Raw genomic sequence first — 23,064 nt, 5'->3', positions numbered from 1 at the left:
CTGACATGGCGCATGTGGCTACCAGATAAAGCCCAGCAGCTTAAACAGGAAGTAGCCGGCGACGGCGATAACCAGCGGCAGGATATAGAGCGGGAAGAACTGCAGGAAGATGGTGTGGCGCGGCACGACAATCTTCTCTTCCAGCTGCTGGCGGCTCTGACCATCGGCACCGCGCGCTTTTTCCAGAATCATTTGATCTTCAAGCCCTTCACGCAGATAGCGTGCCTGACGGCCCATCCGGGCCCCTGAGGCCTGCAGCGCCAGCCCGACAAAAATCAGCCAGTAAATCACCCAGAACAGCACGTTCAATCCGGAGTTGAAGTCCGGCACCGGCGAATTATCCCAGAAACCCTGCAGAAAGCCGGTGTTGAAGCGAATCATATCGATCATCACGTGCGCAAAATCCTGCATCACCGCGTTGATCCCTTCCCGTTGTTCACGGCTTTTTTCCATAAACCCCAGCAGTGAAATCACCGTTGATATCAGTGCCGGGATAAAAATGATCCAGCCTGCGATGCGCTTTAACAGCGCAACCCTGCCAGCCTGTTGATAGGTCATGCTTTCTCCAGTCGGTCCGTTGTCTGGCAGTAAGTCTACCTGCACTGGCAGAAAAGTGCCCGCTAAAAGCCTGTTTTTACGCGGCACCCGCGTCGGGAGCCGCCGCCAGTGCATTTTTTCAACGCCCGCTTCGTGCTAAGGTGACGCAAACCGTTAAATGGAGCCGTAAAATGTCACATCGTCGCCCGGTACAGGCCGCAATTTTTGATATGGATGGGTTACTGATCGATTCCGAGCCGTTCTGGCACCAGTCCGAGCTGGAAATTTTCAGCGAACTGGGGCTGTCACTGACGGAAGCCGAGGGCATGCCCGATACCCTTGGCCTGCGCATCGATCAGGTGGTCAGCCTGTGGTACGACGCGATGCCGTGGAGCGGCCCGTCCCAGGCCGAAGTGGCCGAACGGATTATCGCCCGCGTGATTGCCCGGGTAGAAGAAACCCGCCCCTTGCTGCCCGGCGTGCGAGAGGCGCTGGAGCTTTGCAAACGCGAAGGCCTGAAAATCGGCCTCGCCTCTGCATCCCCGCTGTATATGCTTGAGCGGGTGATGGCGCTGTTTGACCTGCGCGGCTACTTTGACGTACTGGCCTCCGCCGGTGAACTGCCGTACAGCAAGCCGCATCCGCAGGTCTACCTGGACGCCGCACGCGGGCTGGGGATCGATCCGCTCAACTGCGTGACGCTGGAAGATTCCTTTAACGGCATGATCGCGACCAAAGCGGCGCGGATGCGCTCCATCGTGGTGCCGGCGGCGGAGAACCGTCAGGATGCGCGCTGGGCGCTGGCCGACGTGCAGCTGGGTTCGCTGACCGAACTGACCGCCGCGCACCTGAAAGGGTAAGCGTCAGCCGCTGCGACCGCATCACGCTGGCATTATCTGGCCACCACCCCCGGTGGTGGCCAGGATCATCGCTGTCACTCCAGTGCAAATCTAAGAAACATCTCCTTAAAATATTTGCTCTTCGTTACAGCGTCACATATTTATTCTACTGTATATATTCCCTATACTGGATACATCGACAGCTATGTAGCCAGGGATCCCCATGACGGCCGAAGGCCATCTTATTTTTGCCATTGCCAGCGCCATCTTTGCCAAGCGCGCTGAACTGACGCCGGTGCTGGCCAGCGCCGACTGGTGGCATATTATTCCGGCGGCGCTGCTCACCTGCCTGCTGCCGGATATCGATCATCCGAAGTCACTGCTCGGGCAGCGGCTGGCCTGGCTGTCGAAACCGATCGCCCGCGCGTTTGGCCACCGCGGCTTTACCCACAGCCTGCTGGCGGTGGCCGGTGGCGTGATGCTGCTGCAGACGCCGCTGCCGGCAGGCTGGCTGATCCCGGCCGATGCCTTTCAGGGGCTGGTGCTGGGCTACCTCAGCCATATCGTGGCGGATATGCTGACCCCGGCCGGCGTACCGCTGCTGTGGCCCTGCCGCTGGCGCTTTCGCCTGCCGATCCTGCGCAGCCAGAAAGGCAACCAGCTGGAGCGCGTACTGTGCCTGGCGCTGGTCGGCTACGCGATGTGGTTTCCACCTGGGGTTGCGCCTTTTGGTCAGAATGGCTGGGCCAGCGGCATGGTCAGCAGCGTGCAGAACAGCGTCAGCAGCCTGATTAATCACCAGAAAGCGCAATAATTGGGCGATTAAATACAAAAAGTTATAATCAATTCCTTTTGGATATAAGCCATGCGCTAACAAGCTGATACCATCCCGCCCCTGTACGACTTGCTGCGCGGCACAAATCAACTGCCGCCAGCCGTGACCTGCTTTGCACACCCTTCTGGAGAACCGGAAATGAATTTTCCTCTGATCGTTAACCTCGTCGCCTTTATCGCGCTGCTGCTGCTGGTCGGCAAAGCCGGCCGTAAGGGCTGGAGCCTGTCGAAGAAAGTGCTGTTTGGCCTGGTGGTCGGCGTACTGTTCGGCCTCGCCCTGCACAACGTCTATGGCGAAGGCAGCGACGTGATTAAACAGTCCGTCAGCTGGTTTAACCTGGTCGGTAACGGCTACGTCCAGCTGCTGCAGATGATCGTGATGCCGCTGGTGTTCGCCTCGATTCTCAGCGCCGTCGCCCGCCTGCATAACGCCTCTTCACTGGGTAAAATCAGCGTGCTGACCATCGGCGTGCTGCTGTTCACTACCGCAATCTCTGCCGCTGTTGGCGTGTTTGTCACCTGGCTGTTTGGCCTCAACGCCAGCGGGCTGGTGCAGGGCGTGCAGGAGACCGCACGTCTCACCGCGATCCAGACTAACTACGCCGGCAAAGTGGCCGACCTCAGCGCGCCGCAGCTGCTGCTCTCCTTTATTCCAAAGAATCCGTTTGCCGATCTGACCGGAGCCAACCCCACTTCAATCATCAGCGTGGTGATTTTCGCCGCCTTCCTCGGCGTGGCTGCCCTGCAGCTGCTGAAGGATGATGCGGAGAAAGGCCAGCGGGTGCTGAAAGCCATCGATACCCTGCAGTCGTGGGTGATGAAGCTGGTACGCCTGATTATGAAGCTGACGCCGTACGGCGTGATGGCGCTGATGACCAAAGTGGTCGCCAGCTCTAACCTCAGCGACATCATCAAGCTCGGCAGCTTTGTACTGGCCTCCTACCTCGGCCTGGCGATTATGTTTGCCGTGCACGCGCTGCTGCTGTCGGTTAACGGCGTCAACCCGCTGCGCTTCTTCCGCAAAGTGTGGCCGGTGATTACCTTTGCCTTTACCAGCCGCTCCAGCGCTGCCACCATCCCGCTGAGCGTGGAAGCCCAGACGCGTCGCCTGGGCGTGCCCGAGTCGATTGCCAGCTTTGCCGCCTCATTTGGTGCCACCATCGGCCAGAACGGCTGTGCCGGCCTCTATCCAACCATGCTGGCGGTAATGGTAGCACCGACCGTGGGCATCAACCCGTTTGACCCGATGTGGATCGCCACCCTGATCGGCATCGTCACCCTCAGCTCGGCCGGCGTGGCTGGCGTGGGCGGCGGTGCCACCTTCGCCGCACTGATCGTGCTGCCGGCGATGGGCCTGCCGGTCACCCTGGTGGCGCTGCTTATCTCCATCGAACCGCTGATCGATATGGGCCGTACCGCGCTGAACGTCAACGGCTCGATGACCGCCGGTACCCTGACCAGCCAGTGGCTGAAGCAGACCGATAAGCAGATCCTGCTTACCGATGCCGATAACGACGCTGAACTGGCTCACCGGTAATAAACTGGCACACTGAATGTAATAAGCCGCAGGCAAAATGCCTGCGGCTTATTTACACAGCAAACTCTCTCACACTGTTTAAAACTGAATGATTATGAGTTGGCCGGTGGCGCTTTAAAAATTTGACAGGGATCGGTTATAAACCCTTTTAAAAGCGGACCAAGCAACGGGATCTTGCCGAGAGTGGCATCATAAATGTTGCTCTCTACGGTGTGCACTAACTGCCCCAGCGGCTTACTGACAGCATTTGCCAGATAGCTAAGAAAACACCCGCCTGAAACCTGATTAACGTGTTGAACGGAAAGTTGTTTCATAATTACCTCACTTTAATGAATATCCGTTTCGGATAGATCGCAGGTATCTGCAATACCGTTGGCACAGTAACCGGCGGGCTGGTTGGTGACTATGCTATAAGCAGCCAAATTCGCTTTATCAGAAATTCACCGATCGTTCCTTTTCAGCAACGTTTCTCCACGGGTTGATTGAGGCCGTACCACGCTGAACGTCAACGGCAGGATGACCGCGATACGCTGACCCGCCAGTGGCTGCAGCAGACCCAACTGACCAATGCCAGTAACGATAACGAAGCCTGAATGGCGCAGCGTTAATCGCGTAATACGCACAGCGTTATCCTCCAGCCCGGATCGCCATCCGGGCTTTTTTATATCTTAATTTCGCCCAATCATGGCGGTCAGGTAAAGGAATCGTTAAGCGCTGTAAGCAGCAGATAATGCGGTAAGGTTAGCGCTTGTGTTTCGGCCGGCAAGGGCCGATGCTGGCGACAGTTGCAACAGGAGAACCCCTATGAAAAAGGTGATGACCACGCTACTCGCCTTCACGCTGCTGGCCCCGACGCTCGCCTCTGCCCATCCCGGCGGCTGGGGACCCGGACCGGGCTGGCACGACGGCGGCCACGGCGGCCCGGAATGGCGCCACGGCGGCCCGGGACGGCTCTCATTTCTGCCGGATGCCGCTGCAGCGGTGCTGATCGGCGGCCTGACTTATTACGTGCTGAACGGCACTTATTATCAGCGTGAGCGTGATAACAGCTACGTGGTGGTTGACCGACCGGTTGAACGTTACAGGGGCGGCAGCATGCACGCGCTGGACTACAACGGCGAGCGCTTCTACGTTGAGGATGGCCACTACTACCGGCGCAATATCGACGGCCAGTATCTGGAAGTGCCGCGCCCGCCGGGTTTATAATTCACAGGCATAAAAAAATGGCCGCTGAACTTACAGCGGCCATTTTTATGCTCTTACGGCGGCACGGCGCGGATTCAGCGACGTACCGACGAGTGCGGTTACTGATTGGTCTGCGGGTCGGTATCGTACTCTTTACAGCTCTGGAAGCCGTAGTTCATCACCCGACCGGTGTCGTTGTAGCTGACAAAGTAGGTCTGGGTTTTGCCATCGCGCTCTTTCAGCACGTAGGTCTGGCAGGTACCGCGGGCGTGCACCATGGTGATCTCCGTGGCAGGAGGCCCGGCGAGGTCACGCACCTGAGCACGCGTCATGCCTTTTTTAACGTCCTGCACCACCGGCTTGGTGACATAGCTTTCGGCGCGGTCATAGGCAGTACAGCCCGATAAAACTGCCAGAGTGACTGCGGCACCGATCAATCCCGTCATTTTACGCATTTGTTATTCCTCATTTTTTATCCATGTCCCACTAATCCTGGAATACAAATTCAGATTAATCAAATCTGTTACAGAAAATGATACCGCAGGCGCGGCACGATGTTTATAATAAAAAATTGAGAACGATCGTTCGCATCATGCTGGCCGCTGCGGCCTCAGCGTGGGCGGCCCCCAGCAGGAGCTCATTACCGATGGTTACCCCCGCCGAAGCGCGCGATGAACGCCATCGCCTGCGTAAAGACGAAATCATTACCGCCGCCCGCCGCTGTTTCCGCCAGCACGGCTTTCACGCCGCCAGCATGGCCCAGCTGGCAACGGAGGCGCGGCTCAGCGTCGGCCAGATCTATCGCTACTTCACCAGCAAAGACGCCATCATCGGCGAGATCGTCACGCGGATTATCGATTTTCGCCTGCAGGAGATGAAAAGCACCAGCGACAGCAGCCACCTGTGCGAGCTGCTGGCCTGGCGGCAGGTGCTTAACGAAGACGATGAGGCGCTGATGTTCGAGGTCGCCGCTGAAAGCACCCGCAACCCGGCGGTGGCGCAGATGATGGCCGACGCCGACGCCCGCCTGTTCAGCCACGCCTGCCAGAAAGTGCAGCAGCAGCACCCGCACCTCAGCGATGAACGTGCGCGCGCCTGCGTCGAGCTGCTGGCGGTGATGGTGGAAGGCACCTCGTGGCGGCGGCTGATGCCGCAGAAGGCATCACCGAAACAGCTCTACCCGCTTTACCAACAGTTTTATCACCTGCTATTTGATTCCGAGGCATCATGACATCTGCACACCCTAGCCGTATGGGTTACGCCATTACGCTTGGCCTGCTGGCGGCCCTTGGCCCGCTCTGCATTGACCTGTACCTGCCCGCCCTGCCTTCCCTGGCCAGCGACCTGCAGACCTCCACCGCCAGCGCCCAGCTGAGCCTGACCGCCGGGCTGCTGGGCCTTGGCGTAGGCCAGCTGTTTTTCGGCCCGCTGAGCGACAAATACGGACGCCTGCGCCCGCTGCTGCTGTCGCTGGTACTGCTGCTGATCGCATCGATTGGCTGTGCGCTGGCACAGGATATTAACCAGCTGCTGCTGGCACGCCTGTTTGAAGGGCTGTCGGGTGCCGGCGGAGCCGTACTGTCGCGCGCCATCGCCCGCGACATGTACAGCGGCCACGATCTGACCCGCTTCTTTGCGCTGCTGATGCTGGTCAACGGCCTGGCTCCGATCGCCGCCCCGGTGATGGGCGGCGCGCTGATGGCGTTCCTCGACTGGCGCGGCCTGTTTATGACCATCGGCGTGATTGCGATGCTGCTGTTTATCCTCGCCCGCCTCAAACTGCATGAGACGCTGCCCGTGGAGCGGCGTAGCCAGGGCAGTATCTTCTCAGCGTGGGCCGCGCTGGGCCAGGTGGCCACCTATCGGCCGTTTATGGGCTTCTGCCTGACCCAGGGCTTTATGATGGCCGGGATGTTTGCCTACATCGGCGCGTCACCCTTCGTGCTGCAGGAGATCTACCAGTTGACTCCGCAGCAGTTCAGCTTCTGCTTCGCCGCCAACGGCATCGGCCTGATTATCGCCTCGCAGACCGCTGCTCGTTTCAGCCGCCATTTTGGTGAGTACAGGGTGCTGAAAGCCGGCCTGACGCTGGCGTTTGTCGCCTCTGCCAGCCTGCTGCTGGCCGGCATCAGCGGCGCGGCGCTGCCGGTGGTGCTGATCGCGCTGTTCTGCAGCGTGGCCAGCAACGGCGTCATTTCGGTGACCGCCTCGTCGCTGGCGATGCAGAGCCAGGGCCACCGGGCAGGCAGCGCCTCGGCGGTGCTGGGCGTCACCATGTTCACCCTCGGCGGCATCAGCGTCCCGGTCACCGGCATCGGCGGCACCTCGATGCTGACCATGACCGCCACCATCTTCGGCTGCTACATGCTGGCGATCCTGATGTTCACCCTGCTGGCGCAAAAGCCCAGGTCCGCGTGATTTTTCAGCAACCGACGCGAGACATAAGGGATTGATGATTGTTGTTTCGCGTGATGCGCGTTAGCTTAATCAGACGCAACTGCCAATCGCCACCTCGGGTGGCGCTGAATCTGAGGAGTATCAGATGTCTCTGCAACAGGAAATTATCACCGCGCTCGGCGTTAAACCGGCCATCGACGTTGACGCCGAAATCCGCACCAGCGTCGATTTTCTTAAGGCGTACCTCAAACGATATCCGTTCATCAAGTCGCTGGTGCTGGGCATCAGCGGCGGGCAGGATTCGACCCTGACCGGTAAGCTGTGCCAGACGGCGATAAGCGAGCTGCGCGCAGAGAGCGGCAACGGCGACTATCAGTTTATCGCCGTGCGCCTGCCGTTTGGCGTGCAGGCCGACGAGCAGGACTGCCAGGACGCCATCGCCTTTATCCAGCCCGATCGCGTGCTGACGGTCAATATTAAGGCGGCGGTGCAGGCCAGCGAGCAGGCGCTGCGCGAGGCGGGCATCGTCCTGTCCGATTTTGTGCGCGGCAACGAGAAAGCCCGTGAACGGATGAAAACCCAGTACAGCATCGCCGGCATGACGGCGGGCGTGGTGGTCGGCACCGATCACGCGGCGGAGGCGGTCACCGGCTTCTTCACTAAGTACGGCGACGGCGGCACCGATATCAACCCGATTTTCCGTCTCAACAAGGGCCAGGGTAAACAGCTGCTGCAGGCGCTGGGCTGCCCGGAACACCTGTACCTGAAACAGCCGACCGCCGATCTGGAAGACGATCGTCCGGGGCTGCAGGATGAAGTGGCGCTCGGCGTCACCTACCAGCAGATTGACCGCTATCTGCAGGGTGAAAGCATCGAGCCGGACGCCGCGAAGACCATCGAAGGCTGGTATCTGAAAACCGAGCATAAGCGCCGCACGCCGATCACGGTATTTGACGATTTCTGGAAACAGTAACACGTTGTGCAGGGCGGAAATTTCTGCCCTGCGTACTTCTCTCAGCCAGATTACCCATTCGCCTCCTCCATGCCGCTCCTGTGTCCGGCGTTGCATCACATTATCTCTTCCCCAGCCTGTGTCACCCGTCAACTGTCATCTGTCATCTGTCATCTGTCATCAGCATTCGCAATCCGCAATCCGCAATCCATTACGATCGTCGATGCCCGCTTCGCCACCCGGCATAGCCTGCCACCGCGCATTTTTGCTGCTATACTGTACAGGCAAACAGTAATCGGAGTGATGTGTGAGTAGAAGAGCCACAAGCCCCCGCCTGGCGTTCGAGGCAGCGGCCATTTATCAGTATCCTGAGCACCTGCGGCCGTGGCTGGAAGACCTGCCCACCCTGCCCGGCGTCTATATCTTCCACGGTGAAAGTGAAACCCTGCCGCTGTATATCGGTAAGAGCGTCAATATCCGCAGCCGGGTGCTGTCGCACCTGCGCACCCCGGACGAAGCGCGCATGCTGCGGCAGGCGCTGCGCATCAGCTGGATCCCCACCGCCGGGGAGCTGGGCGCGCTGCTGCTCGAGGCGCAGATGATCAAGCTGCAGCAGCCGCTGTTTAACAAACGCCTGCGCAAAAACCGCCAGCTCTGCTCGCTGCGGCTGGATGACCAGCGCCCGCAGGTGGTGTCGGCACGCGAGGTCGATTTCTCGCACACCCCCAATCTGTTCGGCCTGTTTGCCAGCCGGCGGGCGGCGCTGGAGGCATTGCAGAAGATCGCCGACCAGCACCAGCTCTGCTATGGCCTGCTCGGGCTGGAGTCGGTGACCGCCGGGCGCGGCTGCTTCCGCGCGGCGCTGAAGCGCTGTGCCGGTGCCTGCTGCGGCAAAGAGAGCGTGGAGGCCCACCAGCAGCGGCTGCGTGTCGCGCTTGACGCGCTGCGCGTGCAGTGCTGGCCGTGGCCGGGGGCGGTGGGCGTGGTGGAAGAGCGGCCGGGTCAGAAGCAGATCCACGTCATTAACAACTGGCTCTACCTCGGCTCGGTCAGCGAGCTGGCGGACGCCACGGCGCTGACCAGCACGCCGCCGGGCTTTGACAGCGACGGCTATAAAATCCTCTGCAAGCCGTTAATCAGCGGCAGGCTGCCGGTTATCCCCCTCGGCGGGTAAACGTTAAAAAAAACCGCCGGGGCTGACCACCGTCCTCGGACGGGTGGGCAACACCGGCGGTTTCAATTAATGCCGCGCGAGGCTAAGGCTTCAGCGCGGCACCGGACTGCTTACGGCGCGAAGTTTAGTCTTCGGCTGGCAGCATTTTACCTTCATGACGCGGCTTTTCAGTCAGACGTTTCTCAAAATTCTGGTTGAACTGTTTTTTCTGATCGGCGGTCAGCACGTTATACAGCTTGTTTTCGGTTTCCAGACGCGCCAGCGCCATCGCTTTGCCGTTGACCGTCATTTTCTCCGCCTGGGCTTCCGCTTTAGCCTTATCGAAGCTGTCCGCCGCGACGATGCTGTGCAGCGCACGGCGCTCCTCCAGCGAAGGACGTTTAAAATCTTTGTGCGCCGTTTTCAGAATGTCACGCATCTGCTGTTTCTGCGCGTCGGTCAGGTTGAGGCCTTTAAACTGATGCAGGCCGTCCGGACGCGGCGGCTTATGGTTCATCGGTTTTTCAGCCCCGGCCGGCGGCGGCGTCAGGTTGTCTGCGGCGGCATGAACAATATTGGCCGCGCCCAGAGCCAGTGAAGCGGCAACGAAGAGAGAAGTTAATTTACGCATATTATTTATCCTTACTTTTCAGTTCTCTGGCGACCGTATTGTCGCGATGTCGAAAGCAAGTTTACGGTGCTGAACGTCAATCAGTCAGAGGGTAGGTAAAGCCCTGCAAGCATAAAAGACAACTTCACGCCGATCGTGGAGAGATTACGAAGATTAATGATAAGAATTGAAAAAGAGTATGAATCAGTGGCGGGTTTGTGCAGAAATTAAGGAGGAGTGTAATAGGTCCGTAAGTCCGACGGAAGAAAAAAGTGATGGTTTTTCCTTAGTCGGACTTAACGTGTCCTGGCTAACCGCACCGGCTAAAGCGGGTCCGGCGGATAATCACTCTCCTCCACCAGCATCAGCCCGGCCCGCTGGCCGATGGCTACCGCCGGATTAGGGAACAGCACCCTCTCACGCGGCTGCTCCACCACCCAGCGCTGCTCTCCCGCTTCGGCCAGCAGCGTACCCTGTCCGAAGGCGGTAAAGTTCAGCGTCTCCGGTCCCATATGCAGGGTAAACGCCTCTGACGCCCGGGTGATCTGCTGCACCACGCGATAGCGTACCGGCGTGGCCTCCGCCAGCGGCCAGGCTTCACCCGACAGCAGCGCGCTCAGCGCGGCGTCCGCGGCGTTGAACTGCGCCAGGTCGTTGGCACCAAACGGCAGCGCCTTACCCAGCTCCAGCGTACAGCTGGCCGCCTGAAAATGTTCACCGGTGAAGTGGGTAAAAGTGCCACCCGGCGCGCGGTGGAACACCAGCGCCTCCAGCCCGGCGGCGGCGAGCCAGCGCAGAAAATCCGCAGGCCAGGGGCCAACGCGCTGCGGCATCACGCCAAAACGCGGGTGCAAAGACCCGCGAATGGCGGTATGCATATCCAGGTGCCAGCGCGTCCCGGCTGACTCACCCGCCTGCCAGAACTGTTCAACCGCCTGCTCAAGGCGCAGCGCACGCCGCGCCTCGGTGCAGTCGGCCACCTTCTGCCAGCGGCCGCCGAACAGCCGGTTCATATCGACATCAAGATAGCGCCTGTTTTGCCGCAGCGCGTGCGGGTTGCCGTAAATCACCAGCAGCCGCACCGCCAGCGGCCGTTCGCCGCTCAGCAGGCGGTTAAGCAACCGATCGACAATCTCCACCGGCGCGGTCTCATTGCCGTGGACGCCGGTTGACAGCACCAGCGACATCGTTGCCGGCTGCAGCGGGGTCAGCTCCACTATCCCGTCGTCCAGCCAGCGCCAGCTGAAGCTGTCCTGCTGTCCGGCGGCGTTATCAGGGCCAACACCCGCCAGCGTCAGGGCAAGAAAATCCTTCATCGGTACTCCTTAAGTGCGTCTGCGACCGGTGCAGAGCGCGGCGCACGCCCGCCCTGCACCGCCCTGTTACTGCTGGAAACGGTAAACGTTGCCCAAGTCGAGCAGTTTTGTCAGCTCATCCAGCGCCGTGCGCCCTTCCAGCAGCAGCTGCGGGTCGGCGAGATCGGCCTGGGTAAGACGGTCGCGGTAGTGACGCTCCACCCAGCCGTTCAGGGTGGCGAACAGCGCATCGTTCATCATTACCGCCGGGTTGACCGCCGCCTGCTGCTGCGCGGTCAGCGCCACCCGCAGGCGCAGGCAGGCCGGGCCGCCGCCGTTGCACATGCTTTCGCGCAGGTCGAACACCTTCAGCTCGTCAATCACTCCGCCGCTGGCCGCCAGCTCGCTCAGGTAAGCCCAGACGCCCGGGTGACGGCGCGCCTCTTCCGGCAGCACCAGCAGCATTTTGCCGTCGGCCTTGCTGAGCAGCTGGCTGTTAAACAGGTAGGTCGACACCGCGTCGGCAACGCTGACGCGGTCGGCCGGCACCTCAATCGGCTGGAAGCCCGGCAGCTTCTCCGCCAGTTCGGCCAGCAGCTGCGGCTGGTTAACAAACGCCTGCTGGTGGCAGAACAGCGCCTGCTGGTTGCTGACCGCGATCACGTCGTTATGAAACACGCCCTGGTCGATCACCTGCGGATTCTGCTGCGCAAACACCGTCCGCGCCGGGTCCAGCTGGTGCAGGCGGGCCACCGCCTCGCTGGCCTCGCGCGTCTGCCGCGCCGGGTAACGGGTGGGTGCCAGCGCCGGGCTGGCCTCTTCACGGCCGTAAACAAACAGCTGCACGCCAGGCTCAGCGTAGCCGTTACTGAAGCGGTTATGGTTGGCGGCACCTTCATCGCCGAACATCGCCACCTGCGGCAGCGCGTCGTGCACGGTAAAGTGGTCGCGATCGCGGAATATCGCCCGCAGCAGCGCGGCGGTGGTCGGCGCTTCAATTGCCCGGTGGAATTTGTTGTTCAGGTTGGCCACCGTCAGGTGCACGCGGCCGTCGGCGCTGTCGGCGGACGGCGATACCGTGGCGGCATTAGCGACCCACATCGATGAGGCGGAACTGACGGCAGAGAGCAGCTGTGGTGCCTGTTTCGCCGCCCCCGCCACCACCCCGGCATCGCTGCCGCTAAAGCCTATCTGGCGCAGCGCCTCAACGTTCGGCCGCTCGTGCGGGGGGATCACCCCCTGGGCAAAGCCGAGATCGGCCAGCGCCTTCATCTTCATCAGCCCCTGCAGCGCCGCCAGTTTCGGGTTAGAGACCTGATGCTGAGAGCGCACCGATGCCTCGTTGCCAAACGACAGCCCGGCGTAGTGGTGGGTCAGACCGGGTAAACCGTCAAAATTGACTTCACGGGCGCTCATGGCGTCTCTCCTTTAGCGCTAAAATCGAGGCCCGGCGACAGGCTGGCGGGCAGGGATAACCCGGCGGACTCCATCGAGGCCATCGGCCAGGCGCAGTAGTCAGCGGCGTACCAGGCGCTGGCGCGGTGGTTGCCGGAGGCACCCACGCCGCCAAACGGCGCGCTGCTGGCGGCACCGGTCAGCGGTTTGTTCCAGTTGACGATCCCGGCGCGGGCTTCGATCAGCAGCTGGTCAAACTTCTCGCGGTCCGGTGAAATCAGGCCGCTGGAGAGGCCGTAGCGGGTATCGTTGGCGATGCGGATGGCGCTGTCAAAATCGTCATAGCGGATCACCGCCAGCAGCGGGCCAAACACCTCTTCGTCCGGCAGGCCGGCCACGCCGGTAATATCAACAATCCCCGGCGTGAGGATGGCGTTATCGCGCTGCGGCCAGCGCATCTCCAGCAGCACCCTGCCGCCGGCCGCAATCCGGGACTGCCACTCGGCATACACCTTCTCCGCCGCCTGCAGCGAAATCACGCTGCCCATAAACGGCTGCGGCTCGTCGTTCCAGCCGCCGGTGCGGATGTTCGCCGCCACCTCCACCAGCCGGGCGAGAAACGCATCCCCCGCCGCCCCGCGTTTCACCAGCATGCGCCGGGCGCAGGTGCAGCGCTGTCCGGCGCTGATAAACGCCGACTGGATGGCGATATGCACCGCCGCGTCGATATCCGCCGGATCGTCAACGATCAGCGGGTTATTACCGCCCATTTCCAGCGCCAGCATCTTCTCCGGCTGACCGGCGAACTGGCGATGCAGCTGATAGCCGGTGGCGGCGCTGCCGGTAAACAGCACGCCGTCGATCTGCGCGTCCTGCGCCAGCGCCTGGCCGGTGTCACGCCCGCCCTGCACCAGGTTAAGCACCCCGGCCGGCAGTCCGGCCTGCAGCCACAGCTGCACCGTCTTCTCAGCGGTCAGCGGCGTCAGCTCGCTTGGCTTAAACACGATGGTATTGCCCGCCAGCAGCGCCGGTACGATATGGCCGTTTGGCAGGTGGCCGGGGAAGTTATACGGCCCGAACACCGCCATCACGCCGTGCGGGCGGTGGCGCAGCGAGCTTTCGCCTTCGGCGTGTTCACCGGTGCGGGCGTGCCAGGCACGCAGCGAAATCGCCACCTTATTAATCATCGCCTGCACTTCGGTCAGGGTTTCCCAGCGCGGTTTGCCGGTCTCGCGGGAGATCGTTTCGCTGAGCTCGGTTTTGGCCCCGTCCAGCAGCCGGGCAAACGCTTCGGCGATCGCCTGGCGCTCGGCAAAGGGTCGCCGCGCCCAGGCGGAGAAGGCGCCGCGCGCGGCCTGAGCGGCGCTGGCGACCTGACCGGCCGAGGCGGCGTTCCCCGTCCACAGCACCTCACCGCCAACCGGACTGGTCTTGCTGAAGTGCTCCCCGCTGCCGGCCAGCCACTGGCCATTAATACAGTGCGTCATGCCTGTTTCTCCTCACGACAAAGTGTCACTACCCGCAGGCGATCGCCCGGCCGGCAGCCTAAAATTTCCGCCTGTGCGGCGGTCACGTCAATCTCGCTGGCCAGCGGGTCGGCGGGCAGCAGCATTACACGGAAGTGCTGATAGTCCTGATTCGCCACCAGGCACAGCGGCAGGTCGCCGTTCTGTGACGCCGTCACGTTAACGCTCAGCTCACGGCTTTTGCGCACCGCACGAATGCGGTCGATATCGCACTCCAGCGTCGGGCCACCGTCGAAAATATCGACGTAGTGCTGGAAGCTGAAGCCTTCCGCTTCCAGTACCGTCCGCGCCGGTGCGGTTTGCGGATGAACCTGGCCGATCACCGCCTGGGCTTCCGGTGACAGATAATCGATATACAGCGGGTGCTTCGGCATCAGTTCGGCGATAAACGCCTTCTGGCCGGTACCGCTCAGGTAGTCGGCATCGGTGAATGACATAGAAAAGAAGCGGCTGCCGACGCTGTCCCAGAACGGCGAGTGGCCGTGTTCATCGCTGACGCCGCGCATCTCGGCCACCACCTTCTGCATAAAGCGCTCGCGAAACGCGGCGATAAACAGAAAACGCGACTTCGACAGCAGGTAGCCGTTTTTACCGTTACGGTAGTCGGGGTCGAGAAACAGCGTACAGAGCTCGCTGCTGCCGGTGTGATCGTTACACAGCGACAGCGTCGGCAGGCGGTTGTAGACGTTAAGCTCCTTCGATGCGTGAACCTGGGTACCGACGCGAAAGTTGTACCACGGGTCCTGCAGCCCCACCGCCACCTCAATGGCGCAGATGCCCACCGCCAGGCCGGTTTCGCCGTCGGCCAGCACAAATACGTAGCCCTGCTCGGCGCGCGGCAGCTTGCCCTGCCAGGTAAGCAGCGATCGTTCGATGCGGGCGGCGAGCGTGGCGCTGTCTGCGGGCAGCGAGGTTAATCCCCCGCCGGTCTTACCGGCGAGGTTCATCAGCTGTGACAGATCGTCTCGTTCAACGGGACGAATAAACATCATACGCCGGCTCCTTCAATCACCGCGCGACAGGCGCGTTCAAAACGGGCCAGCCCCTCGTCCACCTCGTCGCGGCTGATAATCAGCGACGGCGCGAAGCGCACCACGCTGGCGCCGGCGATCAGCACCATCAGCCCTTCCCGCGCCGCGGCCTGGTTAAACAGTTTAGCCTTGCCGCTGTAGTCCTGATTCAGCACGCAGCCGATCAGCAGGCCCAGCCCGCGCACTTCGCTGAACAGCTTCAGCCGCTGGTTGATCGCCTCCAGCCCCTCAACAAACCATTGATGGCGCTCGGTTACGCCGGCCAGCACGTCCGGGCGGTTGATCAGCTCCATCACTTTGCCGCCCACCGCACCGGCCAGCGGATTACCGCCGTAGGTGGTGCCGTGGCTGCCGACGTTCAGGTGCGCGGCCAGCGTTTCCGTGGTCAGCATCGCACCGATCGGGAAGCCGCCGCCGAGCGCTTTGGCGGTGGTCAGCACGTCCGGCGTCACGCCATAGTGCATATAGGCGTACAGCGAACCGGTGCGGCCAACCCCGCTCTGCACCTCGTCGAAAATCAGCAGCGCCTGGTGTTTATCACACAGCTCGCGCAGGCCGCGCAGGAACGCCGGCTCGGCAGGCAGCACGCCGCCTTCGCCCTGGATCGGTTCTACGATCACCGCGCAGGTGCTGTCATCGATCAGCGCCGCCGCCGACGCCAGGTCGTTAAAGGCCGCGTGCTGAATGCCGCCGGGCAGCGGCGCAAAGTCTTTTGAATAGGCGGGCTGGCCGCCGGCAGAGACGGTAAACAGCGTGCGGCCGTGGAAGGCGTTGTTAAACGCCACAATACCGTTTTTCTGCGGGTTGCCGTTATCCAGCGCCACCTTGCGCGCCAGTTTCAGCGCCGCTTCGTTGGCTTCCGCGCCGGAGTTACAGAAAAACGCGCGATCGGCGAAGGTGGCGTCAATCAGCTGCTTTGCCAGCCGCAGGATCGGTTCATTGGTGTAGCCGTTGCCGGTGTGCCACAGCAGCGCCGCCTGCTGCTGCAGCGCCTGCTGCAGCTCCGGGTGGGCGTGGCCCAGCGCGTTAACGGCGATACCGCCGGCAAAATCAATATAAGAGCGCCCCTGCTGATCCCACAGCGTCGATCCTTCTGCTCTGACCGGGATAAAGCTGGCCGGGGCATAGGTTGGGACAATCCATTGATCAAAGTTCTCACGGCTGACTGAAGGTTGCATGCTGGCCTCTTTTATCGCGTCATCCGGCGGCGCCGGGTGAAATTAAAGTTTAAAAAGTGTTACTGGAATGATTCATCACGCCTTCACTCTAATCTGCACGCGGCGTGCCAGCCAGCAAATAAAATGCATAAACCTATCGTAACAACAGAATATCAATAACTTACAGCAAGCCACTATTCACACTGAATGCATATAAAGTGCATAAACAAGCATATCCCTGCGATTGTCAGGCCCAAAAAAAGCGGAATTATGCAGCCGGAAAAAAAATCGTATTTCTGTGATCGCGAAAACATTTCGGTTTTAAAAAGAGGCAGTTAACGCACCTGAAACGGGCGTATAGCACCGCTCTGGTGCAATCCCCCCTCAGCGTGGCTCCATCGTCCGGCCTGGCCTGGCCAGGCGAACGGGAACAGGAACAGGAACAGGAACAGGAACAGGAACAGGAACAGGAACAGGAACAGGAACAGGAACGAAGCAGAAGCAGAAGCAGAAGCAGAAGCAGAAGCAGAAGCAGAAGCAGAAGCAGAAGCAGAAGCAGAAGCAGAAGCAGAAGCAGAAGCAGAAGCAGAAGCAGAAGCAGAGTGCCTGAAAAGTGAACTCTGCGGCACAGCATTTTGCCTGCCATTGACTACCACCGGCGCAACTGGTTTTTATTTGCGCAATTTAATAATACAAATTACCTATTTACACATACACATTTTGTATGACTGAGAAACCTTACAAATAATTGTTATTTAGAAAACAAAAAAACAATCTACGCTCAAAAAACATGCAAAATTAATTAGCACGCTTAGATTGGTATTGGAAAACCTCATATTTAATCCAGCTAGAGTATTTTATAACACCATGTTCATAAACACAATTTATAAAAAAACCTCGCCCGCTAAGTGCAATTCAGACTAAACATTTCACTTTTATGAATAAGCGTTAGTTTCATTTCACACAGGCTGAAAACCGTAAAAACCAGAAATATACATTTTGTTACAAGTATTGAGTTTTTATGAAACACTTATTTATGTCATTTTCATAACCGCACTAAATGCAAAAAAATTATAAATTCGAAAACAGGATACCGTAATGATGAAGCGTTCTTTATTAGCAGTGCTGTTGCCGGTTCTTCTGGCGTCTACCGCCGCCCAGGCCAGCGAAATTTATAACAAGGACGGTAACAAGCTGGATCTCAACGGCAAGATTAACGTCGGCCATCTGTTCTCCGACGATGCCAGCAACGACGGCGACGTTTCTTACGCGCGTTTTGGTTTCAAAGGTGAGACCCAGATCAATCAGTATCTGACCGGTTACGGCCAGTGGCAGTACAACTTCCAGCTGAACAAATCTGAAGGCAGCGACGCGCTGAGCGGCGACAAGACCCGTCTGGGCTTCGCCGGCCTGAAGTTCGGCAAATTCGGTTCATTCGACTACGGCCGCAACTATGGCCTGGTGTATGACACCCTCGCCTTCACCGACGTGCTGCCGAAATTCGGCGGTGACTCCGGCTTCAGCGACGTGTTCCTGTCATCGCGCTCTACCGGCGTGGCGACGTACCGCAATAAGGACTTCTTCGGCCTGGTCGATGGCCTGAACTTCGGCCTGCAGTACGAAGGCAAAAATGAGCGCACCGGCACCGACGCGGTACGCCGCTCAAACGGCGACGGCTTCGCCCTGACCGCCAGCTATACCAGCGATTTCGGCCTCGGCGCAGTGGCCAGCTACGCCAGCATTAAGCGCCTTGCCGTGCAGAACGCCGCCCCGCGTGGCGACGGCGACCGCGCCGAGCACTGGGCGACCGGCGTGAAATATGATGCCAACCAGGTGTACGTCGCCACCATCTACGGCAACACCCACAACGCCACCCCGATCGGCGGCGGCTTCGCCAACAAAGCGGTGAACTTTGAAGCGGTGGCGCAGTACCAGTTCCTCAACGGCTTCCGCCCGTCACTGGCCTACGTGACGTCGAAAGGTAAGGATATCGAAGGGATTGGTGACGCGGATATCGTTAAGTACGCTTCGCTGGGCGCCTACTACTACTTCAACAAAAACTTCAACGCCTATGCGGAGTACAAGTTTAACCTGTTGAAAGACAACAACGCGCTGGCGCTGAAAACCGACGACGTGAGCGGCGTAGGTCTGAACTACCAGTTCTGATCGACTAACGCTGGCGGGAAACCGTGCTGAATATAAGCAGAGGGCGGAGCGATCCGCCCCCTGCTGCGTTTGTAGCGGCGATCAGGTCAGACGGTAGCAGCGGTCCGGCACCATCGGCTCGGGCAGATCGCTCTCGAGGCTCATTTCGCGCAGGTTGATCTCAATATTCACGCACATGGCGTTCAGCGGCAGGTGGTTATTCTCCAGCCCGAACGGCATCTCCAGCTCTTCCGCCAGCGTGTCGAGCGACAGGAAGGTATAGGCGATAAACACCGACACCAGCGGCGTCATATAGTGCAGGTCCGGCACCAGCGCAAACGGCAGCAGCGTGCAGAACAGGTACACCGTGCGGTGCAGCAGCAGGCCGTAGGCGAACGGAATCGGCATGCTCGCCAGCCGCTCACAGCCGCCCAGCACCTGCGACAGCTGATTGATATTGCTGTCCATATGCGCGTAAACGATATCAGAGATATTGCCGTTGCGCCGCTGCTGCGCCAGCCAGCTGGAGAGCTGCAGCTCAATAAAGTTGGTCGGCGAGCGGCGCTGCAGCACCTCGTCCGCCTCGTCCCCCAGGTAGCGCTGCAGATCGGCGCGGGCGTCGGTGCGGCGCAGCTGGTGCTTGAGGCTGTAGCAGAACGCCAGCAGCAGCGCGTTGACCCGCGGCGCGTCCGCCGGCGAGATAGCCAGCGCCATGCGCGACAGGGTCCGGCAGGCGATCAGCAGATTCCCCCAGAACATGCGTGCTTCAACAAAGCGCGCATAGCAGACGCTGTTACGAAAGCCGAGGAAGATGGCGATCGACACCCCCAGCAGGCTGAACGGCGACAGCGTCAGCTTGATGCCCAGCGTTTCGTACCAGTCAAGGCAGTAGATGGCGATTAACGACATCATTAAGTTCAGGGTCAGGCGGAACCAGATCCCGGGCAGCACGGAGCCGTGCCAGGCAAACAAACGAACAAACCAGTGGCGGTGCGGACGAATGATCATGTTTTGCAGGTGAGTAGTATTTTTCGCAGATTGTGCAGAAAAACCCTGCGGCTGGAAAGGAATTTATTGTGACTTTGATCACGTATATTTGCGGGCGGCCTCTTGACGAAAATCGCTGGCAGGCGTAATGGCGCAAGCCCCATCCCGCCTCAGGGAGCCATCAAATCGTACTGTTCCGGGTGCCAGGATTCGGTAACCGGCGTGGGCAGCGTCAGGGTGATCCAGTTTGAGGTCACCCGCTGCTGCCGGCTGTCTTCCAGCGTCACCGACAGATGATACGTATTGCTGGCCCCTGGGGTGGCATCCCACGGCGGGATAATCACGCTCCAGCCCTGCGGGTTGCGGTTATCTGCGGGGGGCGTCAGGCTCAGCGCCTGGGTATCACCCTGCCAGCTCACCGCTTTAATGCTGTTGCTGTGGCGGATCTGAAGCCGCAGCGGCAGGGTCTCGCCGGGCTGCACCTGCCACGGCGGCGTGGCGAGAAACACCGACAGCGTCTTACGCTGGCGAAACGCCATCACCGGCGTGTTGTTACGCGTCACCGTATCATAGCGGCTGCCGCTCAGCGACTGGGCGGCGGCAACGTTGTCGGCGCTGAGCTGCCGGCGCAGCGGCACGCCGATGCGGTAGTTCATCTTCAGCGCCAGCTGATCCTGCGACTCGCCGCCTTCGCCCTCTTTATGGCTGGCGCTGAGGGTGAACAGCGGTACCGGGGTGTAGTTGATCCCCAGCGTCACCGCCGTCGGATTGCTGCGCAGGTTGCCGCTGTGAAACAGATCGACCTGATTGCCCAGATACTGCTCGTAACGCAGCGACGCGCCCAGCTGGCGGTAGAACGGCAGATAGCCGCGGGTGGTGATGTCGTATCCGCGCGCCATGCGCTGCTGCGTCTGAACGCTGGTGCTGCGCCAGCCGCCGAGCGGCTGATAGTAGTTGGCCGACAGGCGCAGGTATTCACCCCACGCCTCCGCCCCCAGCGAGCCGCGCCGCTGCGGCGTGCTCAGCAGCTGGTCGATAAAGGCGTTATAGCCCAGCCGCCAGTGGCCGAGCATCCAGCGCTGCCCCAGCCCGGCGTTGCCGACCGCGCCGTACTCCCCCTCTTCCACCCCCAGCTGGCTGAAGGTCAGGTAGCGGTAATTATCGTGGAACGGGGTAAACAGCTGCGCCGAGCTGCCGTCAAAGTTGCCGCGCTGATCGACCGCCAGCGCCACGCTGGCCTGGCCAAACGGCGACAGCAGCTGCTCGCCCTCGCTGGCGGCCCGTTCACTGGCAACGTCACGCAGCTGGTTAAACGCCCAGATGCCGGCCTGCTCGCGCAGCGAGTGATCGTTATCGCTGTTCATACTGGCTTCGCCAATGCTTTTTGCCGCCTCGGCAACGCGGGTGGCCAGCGCATTCTCCGTCTCAACGCCGCCCAGCTGCGGCAGCCGTTGCTGCATCGCGCTGAAACGGGCAGGATCGGCGAAGGGTGCGTCACGGACAGGGCTGACATCCGCTAAGGTGGCACTCATTTCACGGGCGGCATCACCGGATAACGATGCATCTGCTGAACGGTGAGCGGATTCGGTAAGCGGAAAAGCGGAAGACTGGCTGGCGGCATCGAAGGCATCAGCGCTACGCAACGGTAGCAGCGTGACCAGCAAGAGTTGTGTTGGGATCGAACGGCGAAAAACTTTCTGCATATCCTCAGCGACTAATGTAGCGAACGGTGCTGCACAGAAAACCGTGCGCTGTATCACGAAAATTATCTAATAACCTTAGCACAGGATCCTCCGCCCGACGAACCGCGCGGGCTTAATCAACTTAACACCAACAGAAACGATGCAGAGCGTACACCAGGCGGCCACAGCAAAACGCGTTCAGGGCACACGTCAGTACCGGCGCAAAGCGCGCACCTATTGCCCCGGCAATATCGCGAACGGCAACGACGTCACCTGATAACAGCACGACGTGCTCCGCGCCTTCAGGCGCCTGTCAGTACGGCGCAACACATAGACGTACCTGCTATGCTGAACCACACTGAGTTGTCACCGTTTAATAAGGAGAATTCTGGATGAAGAAGACGTTGTTGTGCAGTGCCCTGCTCCTCGCCAGCCTTAGCGCCGGTGCGCAGGGGGTGTTTACCCTCAGCTCGCCGGATTTTAACGATAACGCGCTGCTGGATAAAAAATTTGCCGGAGCCACCAAAGGCAACCCGAGCTGTACCGGGGAGAACGTTTCACCGGCGCTGAGCTGGCAGAACCTGCCCGCCGGCAGTAAAAGCCTGGCGCTGCTGGTGTTCGATCCGGAAGGCGCGAAGGGTCTGGGCGTGTCGCATCTGGTGGCCTATAACATTCCGGCCAGCGCCAGCGGCTTTGCCCAGGGGGATTTGACTGAGGGTAAAGGCTTTACCGGCGGCAAAAACAGCCCCGGCAATAACCACTATCACGGCCCCTGCCCGCCGGCCGGCAGCGGCGCGCACCACTACGTGTTTACGCTGATCGCCAGCGACCTGCCGCCCGACGCCCTGAAAGCGGGCTTAACGCGGGAACAGCTGCTGGCGGAGCTGAAGGGGCACGCGCTGGGCGGCGCGGGGATCGTTGGCCGCTACGGCAACGATTAAGACATTATCAGGCCGCCGTCGACGTTAATCGTCTGCCCGGTAATATAACGGGCGTCGTCGGAGGCCAGAAACGCCACCAGTCCGGCCACGTCGCCGGGCTGGCCGGCGCGCTTCAGCGGAATGCCCTGCACCCACTCGGCCATCAGCTCGCCCTTGCCATATTTTTTCGTCTCGCTGCTGAGGATCTCACCCCACACGCGATCGTTGTAGTCCCACATCTCGCTCTCGATAATCCCCGGACAGAAGGCGTTCACCGTGATGTTCCACGGCGCCAGCTCCTGCGACAGGCTCTGGGTAATGCCGATCACCCCCATCTTACTGGCCGCATAGTGCGGGGTGTAGATAAAGCCCTGACGCCCCTGGCCGGAAGAGGTGTTGATCAGGCTGCCGGACCGCTGCTTCACCATATACTTCGCCGCCTCGCGGCAGCAGAGCCAGACGCCGGTGGTGTTGACCGCCAGAATTTTGTCGAAGTCGGCCTTTGGCATTTTGTCGAAGGTGTCGATGGTGATCACCCCGGCGTTCTGGATCGAAACGTCGATGGTGCCGAAGCGCTCCGCCGCCTGCTGATAGAGCGACTGCACCTGGGCTTCATCGGTGACGTCCACCTGCAGCGCGAGGATCTCGCCGCTGGCGATGCCGCGCAGCTGCTCTGCGGTTTCCAGCACGCGTTCGGCGTTGGAGACCATCACCAGGTTGGCGCCGTCGCGGGCGAAGCGCTCGGCGATACCGGCACCGATGCCGCGGCAGGCGCCGGTGATCACCACGGTTTTACCACTGAAATCTCGTTTCATCTGCGTTTCCTGTATTCAAAAGCGTTCAGGGCGGCGAGGCTGCCGCCCGGCAGTAAATTAACCACTC

At 60.4% G+C, this 23,064-nt stretch carries 23 protein-coding genes; 10 read left to right on the top strand and 13 right to left on the bottom strand.

Features of this window, described 5'->3' with window-relative positions; translation table 11 throughout:
- Positions 1-18: 18 nt before the first annotated feature.
- Entirely contained in the window at positions 19-558 is a 540-nt protein-coding gene (locus GKQ23_RS10740) for a YniB family protein (protein WP_101506173.1), read from the bottom strand.
- A gap of 170 nt (positions 559-728) precedes the next feature.
- Here GKQ23_RS10740 and hxpB point away from each other — a divergent pair, with 170 nt between their 5' ends.
- The 3 genes from hxpB to GKQ23_RS10725 all read left to right on the top strand — a co-directional run bounded on the left by hxpB (position 729) and on the right by GKQ23_RS10725 (position 3,747).
- On the top strand, positions 729-1,397 hold the full coding sequence (hxpB, locus tag GKQ23_RS10735; RefSeq protein WP_212410954.1) for a hexitol phosphatase HxpB: 669 nt from the start codon (positions 729-731) through the stop codon (positions 1,395-1,397).
- Positions 1,398-1,599: 202 nt separating this feature from the next.
- The gene (locus GKQ23_RS10730) at positions 1,600-2,190 is read left to right on the top strand and encodes a metal-dependent hydrolase (protein ID WP_056234559.1); all 591 of its coding nucleotides are present in this window, start codon (positions 1,600-1,602) and stop codon (positions 2,188-2,190) included.
- 159 nt (positions 2,191-2,349) lie between these two features.
- The gene (locus tag GKQ23_RS10725) at positions 2,350-3,747 is read left to right on the top strand and encodes an L-cystine transporter (protein WP_212410952.1); all 1,398 of its coding nucleotides are present in this window, start codon (positions 2,350-2,352) and stop codon (positions 3,745-3,747) included.
- Between the two features lie 92 nt (positions 3,748-3,839).
- Here GKQ23_RS10725 and GKQ23_RS10720 read toward each other — a convergent pair whose 3' ends face one another.
- Positions 3,840-4,061: a hypothetical protein gene (locus GKQ23_RS10720; RefSeq protein WP_212410950.1), complete on the bottom strand. Its 222-nt coding sequence runs from the start codon at positions 4,059-4,061 to the stop codon at positions 3,840-3,842.
- 490 nt (positions 4,062-4,551) lie between these two features.
- Between GKQ23_RS10720 and GKQ23_RS10715 the strand changes: the two genes are divergently transcribed.
- Entirely contained in the window at positions 4,552-4,953 is a 402-nt protein-coding gene (locus tag GKQ23_RS10715) for a DUF6515 family protein (RefSeq protein ID WP_212410948.1), read from the top strand.
- A 98-nt stretch (positions 4,954-5,051) separates the two neighbouring features.
- Here the strand turns inward: GKQ23_RS10715 and osmE are convergent, their stop codons facing one another.
- On the bottom strand, positions 5,052-5,387 hold the full coding sequence (gene osmE, locus GKQ23_RS10710) for an osmotically-inducible lipoprotein OsmE (RefSeq protein ID WP_212410946.1): 336 nt from the start codon (positions 5,385-5,387) through the stop codon (positions 5,052-5,054).
- A 191-nt stretch (positions 5,388-5,578) separates the two neighbouring features.
- Here osmE and GKQ23_RS10705 point away from each other — a divergent pair, with 191 nt between their 5' ends.
- The 4 genes from GKQ23_RS10705 (at position 5,579) to cho (ending at position 9,455) form a co-directional block, all read left to right on the top strand.
- Positions 5,579-6,163, top strand: coding sequence for a TetR/AcrR family transcriptional regulator (locus GKQ23_RS10705; RefSeq protein WP_212410944.1), 585 nt, complete (start codon positions 5,579-5,581; stop codon positions 6,161-6,163).
- Positions 6,160-7,350, top strand: a complete 1,191-nt coding sequence (locus GKQ23_RS10700; protein WP_212410942.1) for a multidrug effflux MFS transporter — start codon at positions 6,160-6,162, stop codon at positions 7,348-7,350. Before GKQ23_RS10705 ends, GKQ23_RS10700 begins: the two co-directional genes overlap by 4 nt.
- A 124-nt stretch (positions 7,351-7,474) precedes the next feature.
- Positions 7,475-8,302, top strand: coding sequence for an ammonia-dependent NAD(+) synthetase (gene nadE, locus GKQ23_RS10695; protein WP_212410941.1), 828 nt, complete (start codon positions 7,475-7,477; stop codon positions 8,300-8,302).
- A gap of 286 nt (positions 8,303-8,588) precedes the next feature.
- Complete coding sequence (gene cho, locus GKQ23_RS10690; RefSeq protein WP_212410932.1) at positions 8,589-9,455, top strand: excinuclease Cho; 867 nt, start codon at positions 8,589-8,591, stop codon at positions 9,453-9,455.
- Positions 9,456-9,579: 124 nt separating this feature from the next.
- Here cho and spy read toward each other — a convergent pair whose 3' ends face one another.
- From spy to GKQ23_RS10655, 7 genes are all read right to left on the bottom strand, one after another.
- Entirely contained in the window at positions 9,580-10,065 is a 486-nt protein-coding gene (spy, locus tag GKQ23_RS10685) for an ATP-independent periplasmic protein-refolding chaperone Spy (RefSeq protein WP_056234534.1), read from the bottom strand.
- 302 nt (positions 10,066-10,367) lie between these two features.
- Positions 10,368-11,360 carry a succinylglutamate desuccinylase gene (gene astE / locus GKQ23_RS10680; RefSeq protein ID WP_212410930.1) on the bottom strand — a complete coding sequence of 331 codons (993 nt, stop codon included), beginning with the start codon at positions 11,358-11,360 and terminating at the stop codon, positions 10,368-10,370.
- A 66-nt stretch (positions 11,361-11,426) separates the two neighbouring features.
- Positions 11,427-12,755, bottom strand: coding sequence for an N-succinylarginine dihydrolase (gene astB / locus GKQ23_RS10675; protein ID WP_212410928.1), 1,329 nt, complete (start codon positions 12,753-12,755; stop codon positions 11,427-11,429).
- Positions 12,752-14,221: a succinylglutamate-semialdehyde dehydrogenase gene (astD, locus tag GKQ23_RS10670; protein WP_212410926.1), complete on the bottom strand. Its 1,470-nt coding sequence runs from the start codon at positions 14,219-14,221 to the stop codon at positions 12,752-12,754. The genes astB and astD overlap by 4 nt, the downstream gene beginning before the upstream one ends.
- On the bottom strand, positions 14,218-15,252 hold the full coding sequence (gene astA, locus GKQ23_RS10665) for an arginine N-succinyltransferase (RefSeq protein WP_101506168.1): 1,035 nt from the start codon (positions 15,250-15,252) through the stop codon (positions 14,218-14,220). Before astA ends, astD begins: the two co-directional genes overlap by 4 nt.
- Positions 15,249-16,469: a bifunctional succinylornithine transaminase/acetylornithine transaminase gene (locus tag GKQ23_RS10660; protein WP_056234522.1), complete on the bottom strand. Its 1,221-nt coding sequence runs from the start codon at positions 16,467-16,469 to the stop codon at positions 15,249-15,251. Before GKQ23_RS10660 ends, astA begins: the two co-directional genes overlap by 4 nt.
- Before the next feature lie 314 nt (positions 16,470-16,783).
- Positions 16,784-17,077 carry a hypothetical protein gene (locus GKQ23_RS10655; RefSeq protein WP_212410924.1) on the bottom strand — a complete coding sequence of 98 codons (294 nt, stop codon included), beginning with the start codon at positions 17,075-17,077 and terminating at the stop codon, positions 16,784-16,786.
- A gap of 469 nt (positions 17,078-17,546) precedes the next feature.
- On the opposite strand from GKQ23_RS10655, the gene GKQ23_RS10650 reads away from it, so the two are divergent.
- Positions 17,547-18,614 carry a porin gene (locus GKQ23_RS10650; RefSeq protein ID WP_101506166.1) on the top strand — a complete coding sequence of 356 codons (1,068 nt, stop codon included), beginning with the start codon at positions 17,547-17,549 and terminating at the stop codon, positions 18,612-18,614.
- Between the two features lie 81 nt (positions 18,615-18,695).
- Here the strand turns inward: GKQ23_RS10650 and GKQ23_RS10645 are convergent, their stop codons facing one another.
- A complete protein-coding gene (locus GKQ23_RS10645; protein ID WP_056234515.1) occupies positions 18,696-19,601 on the bottom strand; it encodes a bestrophin family protein in 906 nt (301 codons plus the stop codon).
- Between the two features lie 149 nt (positions 19,602-19,750).
- On the bottom strand, positions 19,751-21,283 hold the full coding sequence (locus tag GKQ23_RS10640; RefSeq protein ID WP_249168504.1) for a YchO/YchP family invasin: 1,533 nt from the start codon (positions 21,281-21,283) through the stop codon (positions 19,751-19,753).
- Between the two features lie 371 nt (positions 21,284-21,654).
- Here GKQ23_RS10640 and GKQ23_RS10635 point away from each other — a divergent pair, with 371 nt between their 5' ends.
- On the top strand, positions 21,655-22,203 hold the full coding sequence (locus GKQ23_RS10635) for a YbhB/YbcL family Raf kinase inhibitor-like protein (protein ID WP_056234511.1): 549 nt from the start codon (positions 21,655-21,657) through the stop codon (positions 22,201-22,203).
- Here the strand turns inward: GKQ23_RS10635 and GKQ23_RS10630 are convergent.
- Positions 22,200-22,997, bottom strand: a complete 798-nt coding sequence (locus GKQ23_RS10630; protein WP_056234652.1) for a glucose 1-dehydrogenase — start codon at positions 22,995-22,997, stop codon at positions 22,200-22,202. The two genes, GKQ23_RS10635 and GKQ23_RS10630, sit on opposite strands and share 4 nt — an antisense overlap.
- Positions 22,998-23,064 lie beyond the last annotated feature (67 nt).

Source organism: Erwinia sp. E602 (assembly GCF_018141005.1).
In the GTDB taxonomy this organism is placed as follows: Bacteria; Pseudomonadota; Gammaproteobacteria; order Enterobacterales; family Enterobacteriaceae; genus Erwinia.
This window is presented reverse-complemented; position numbering and strand designations above follow the sequence as displayed.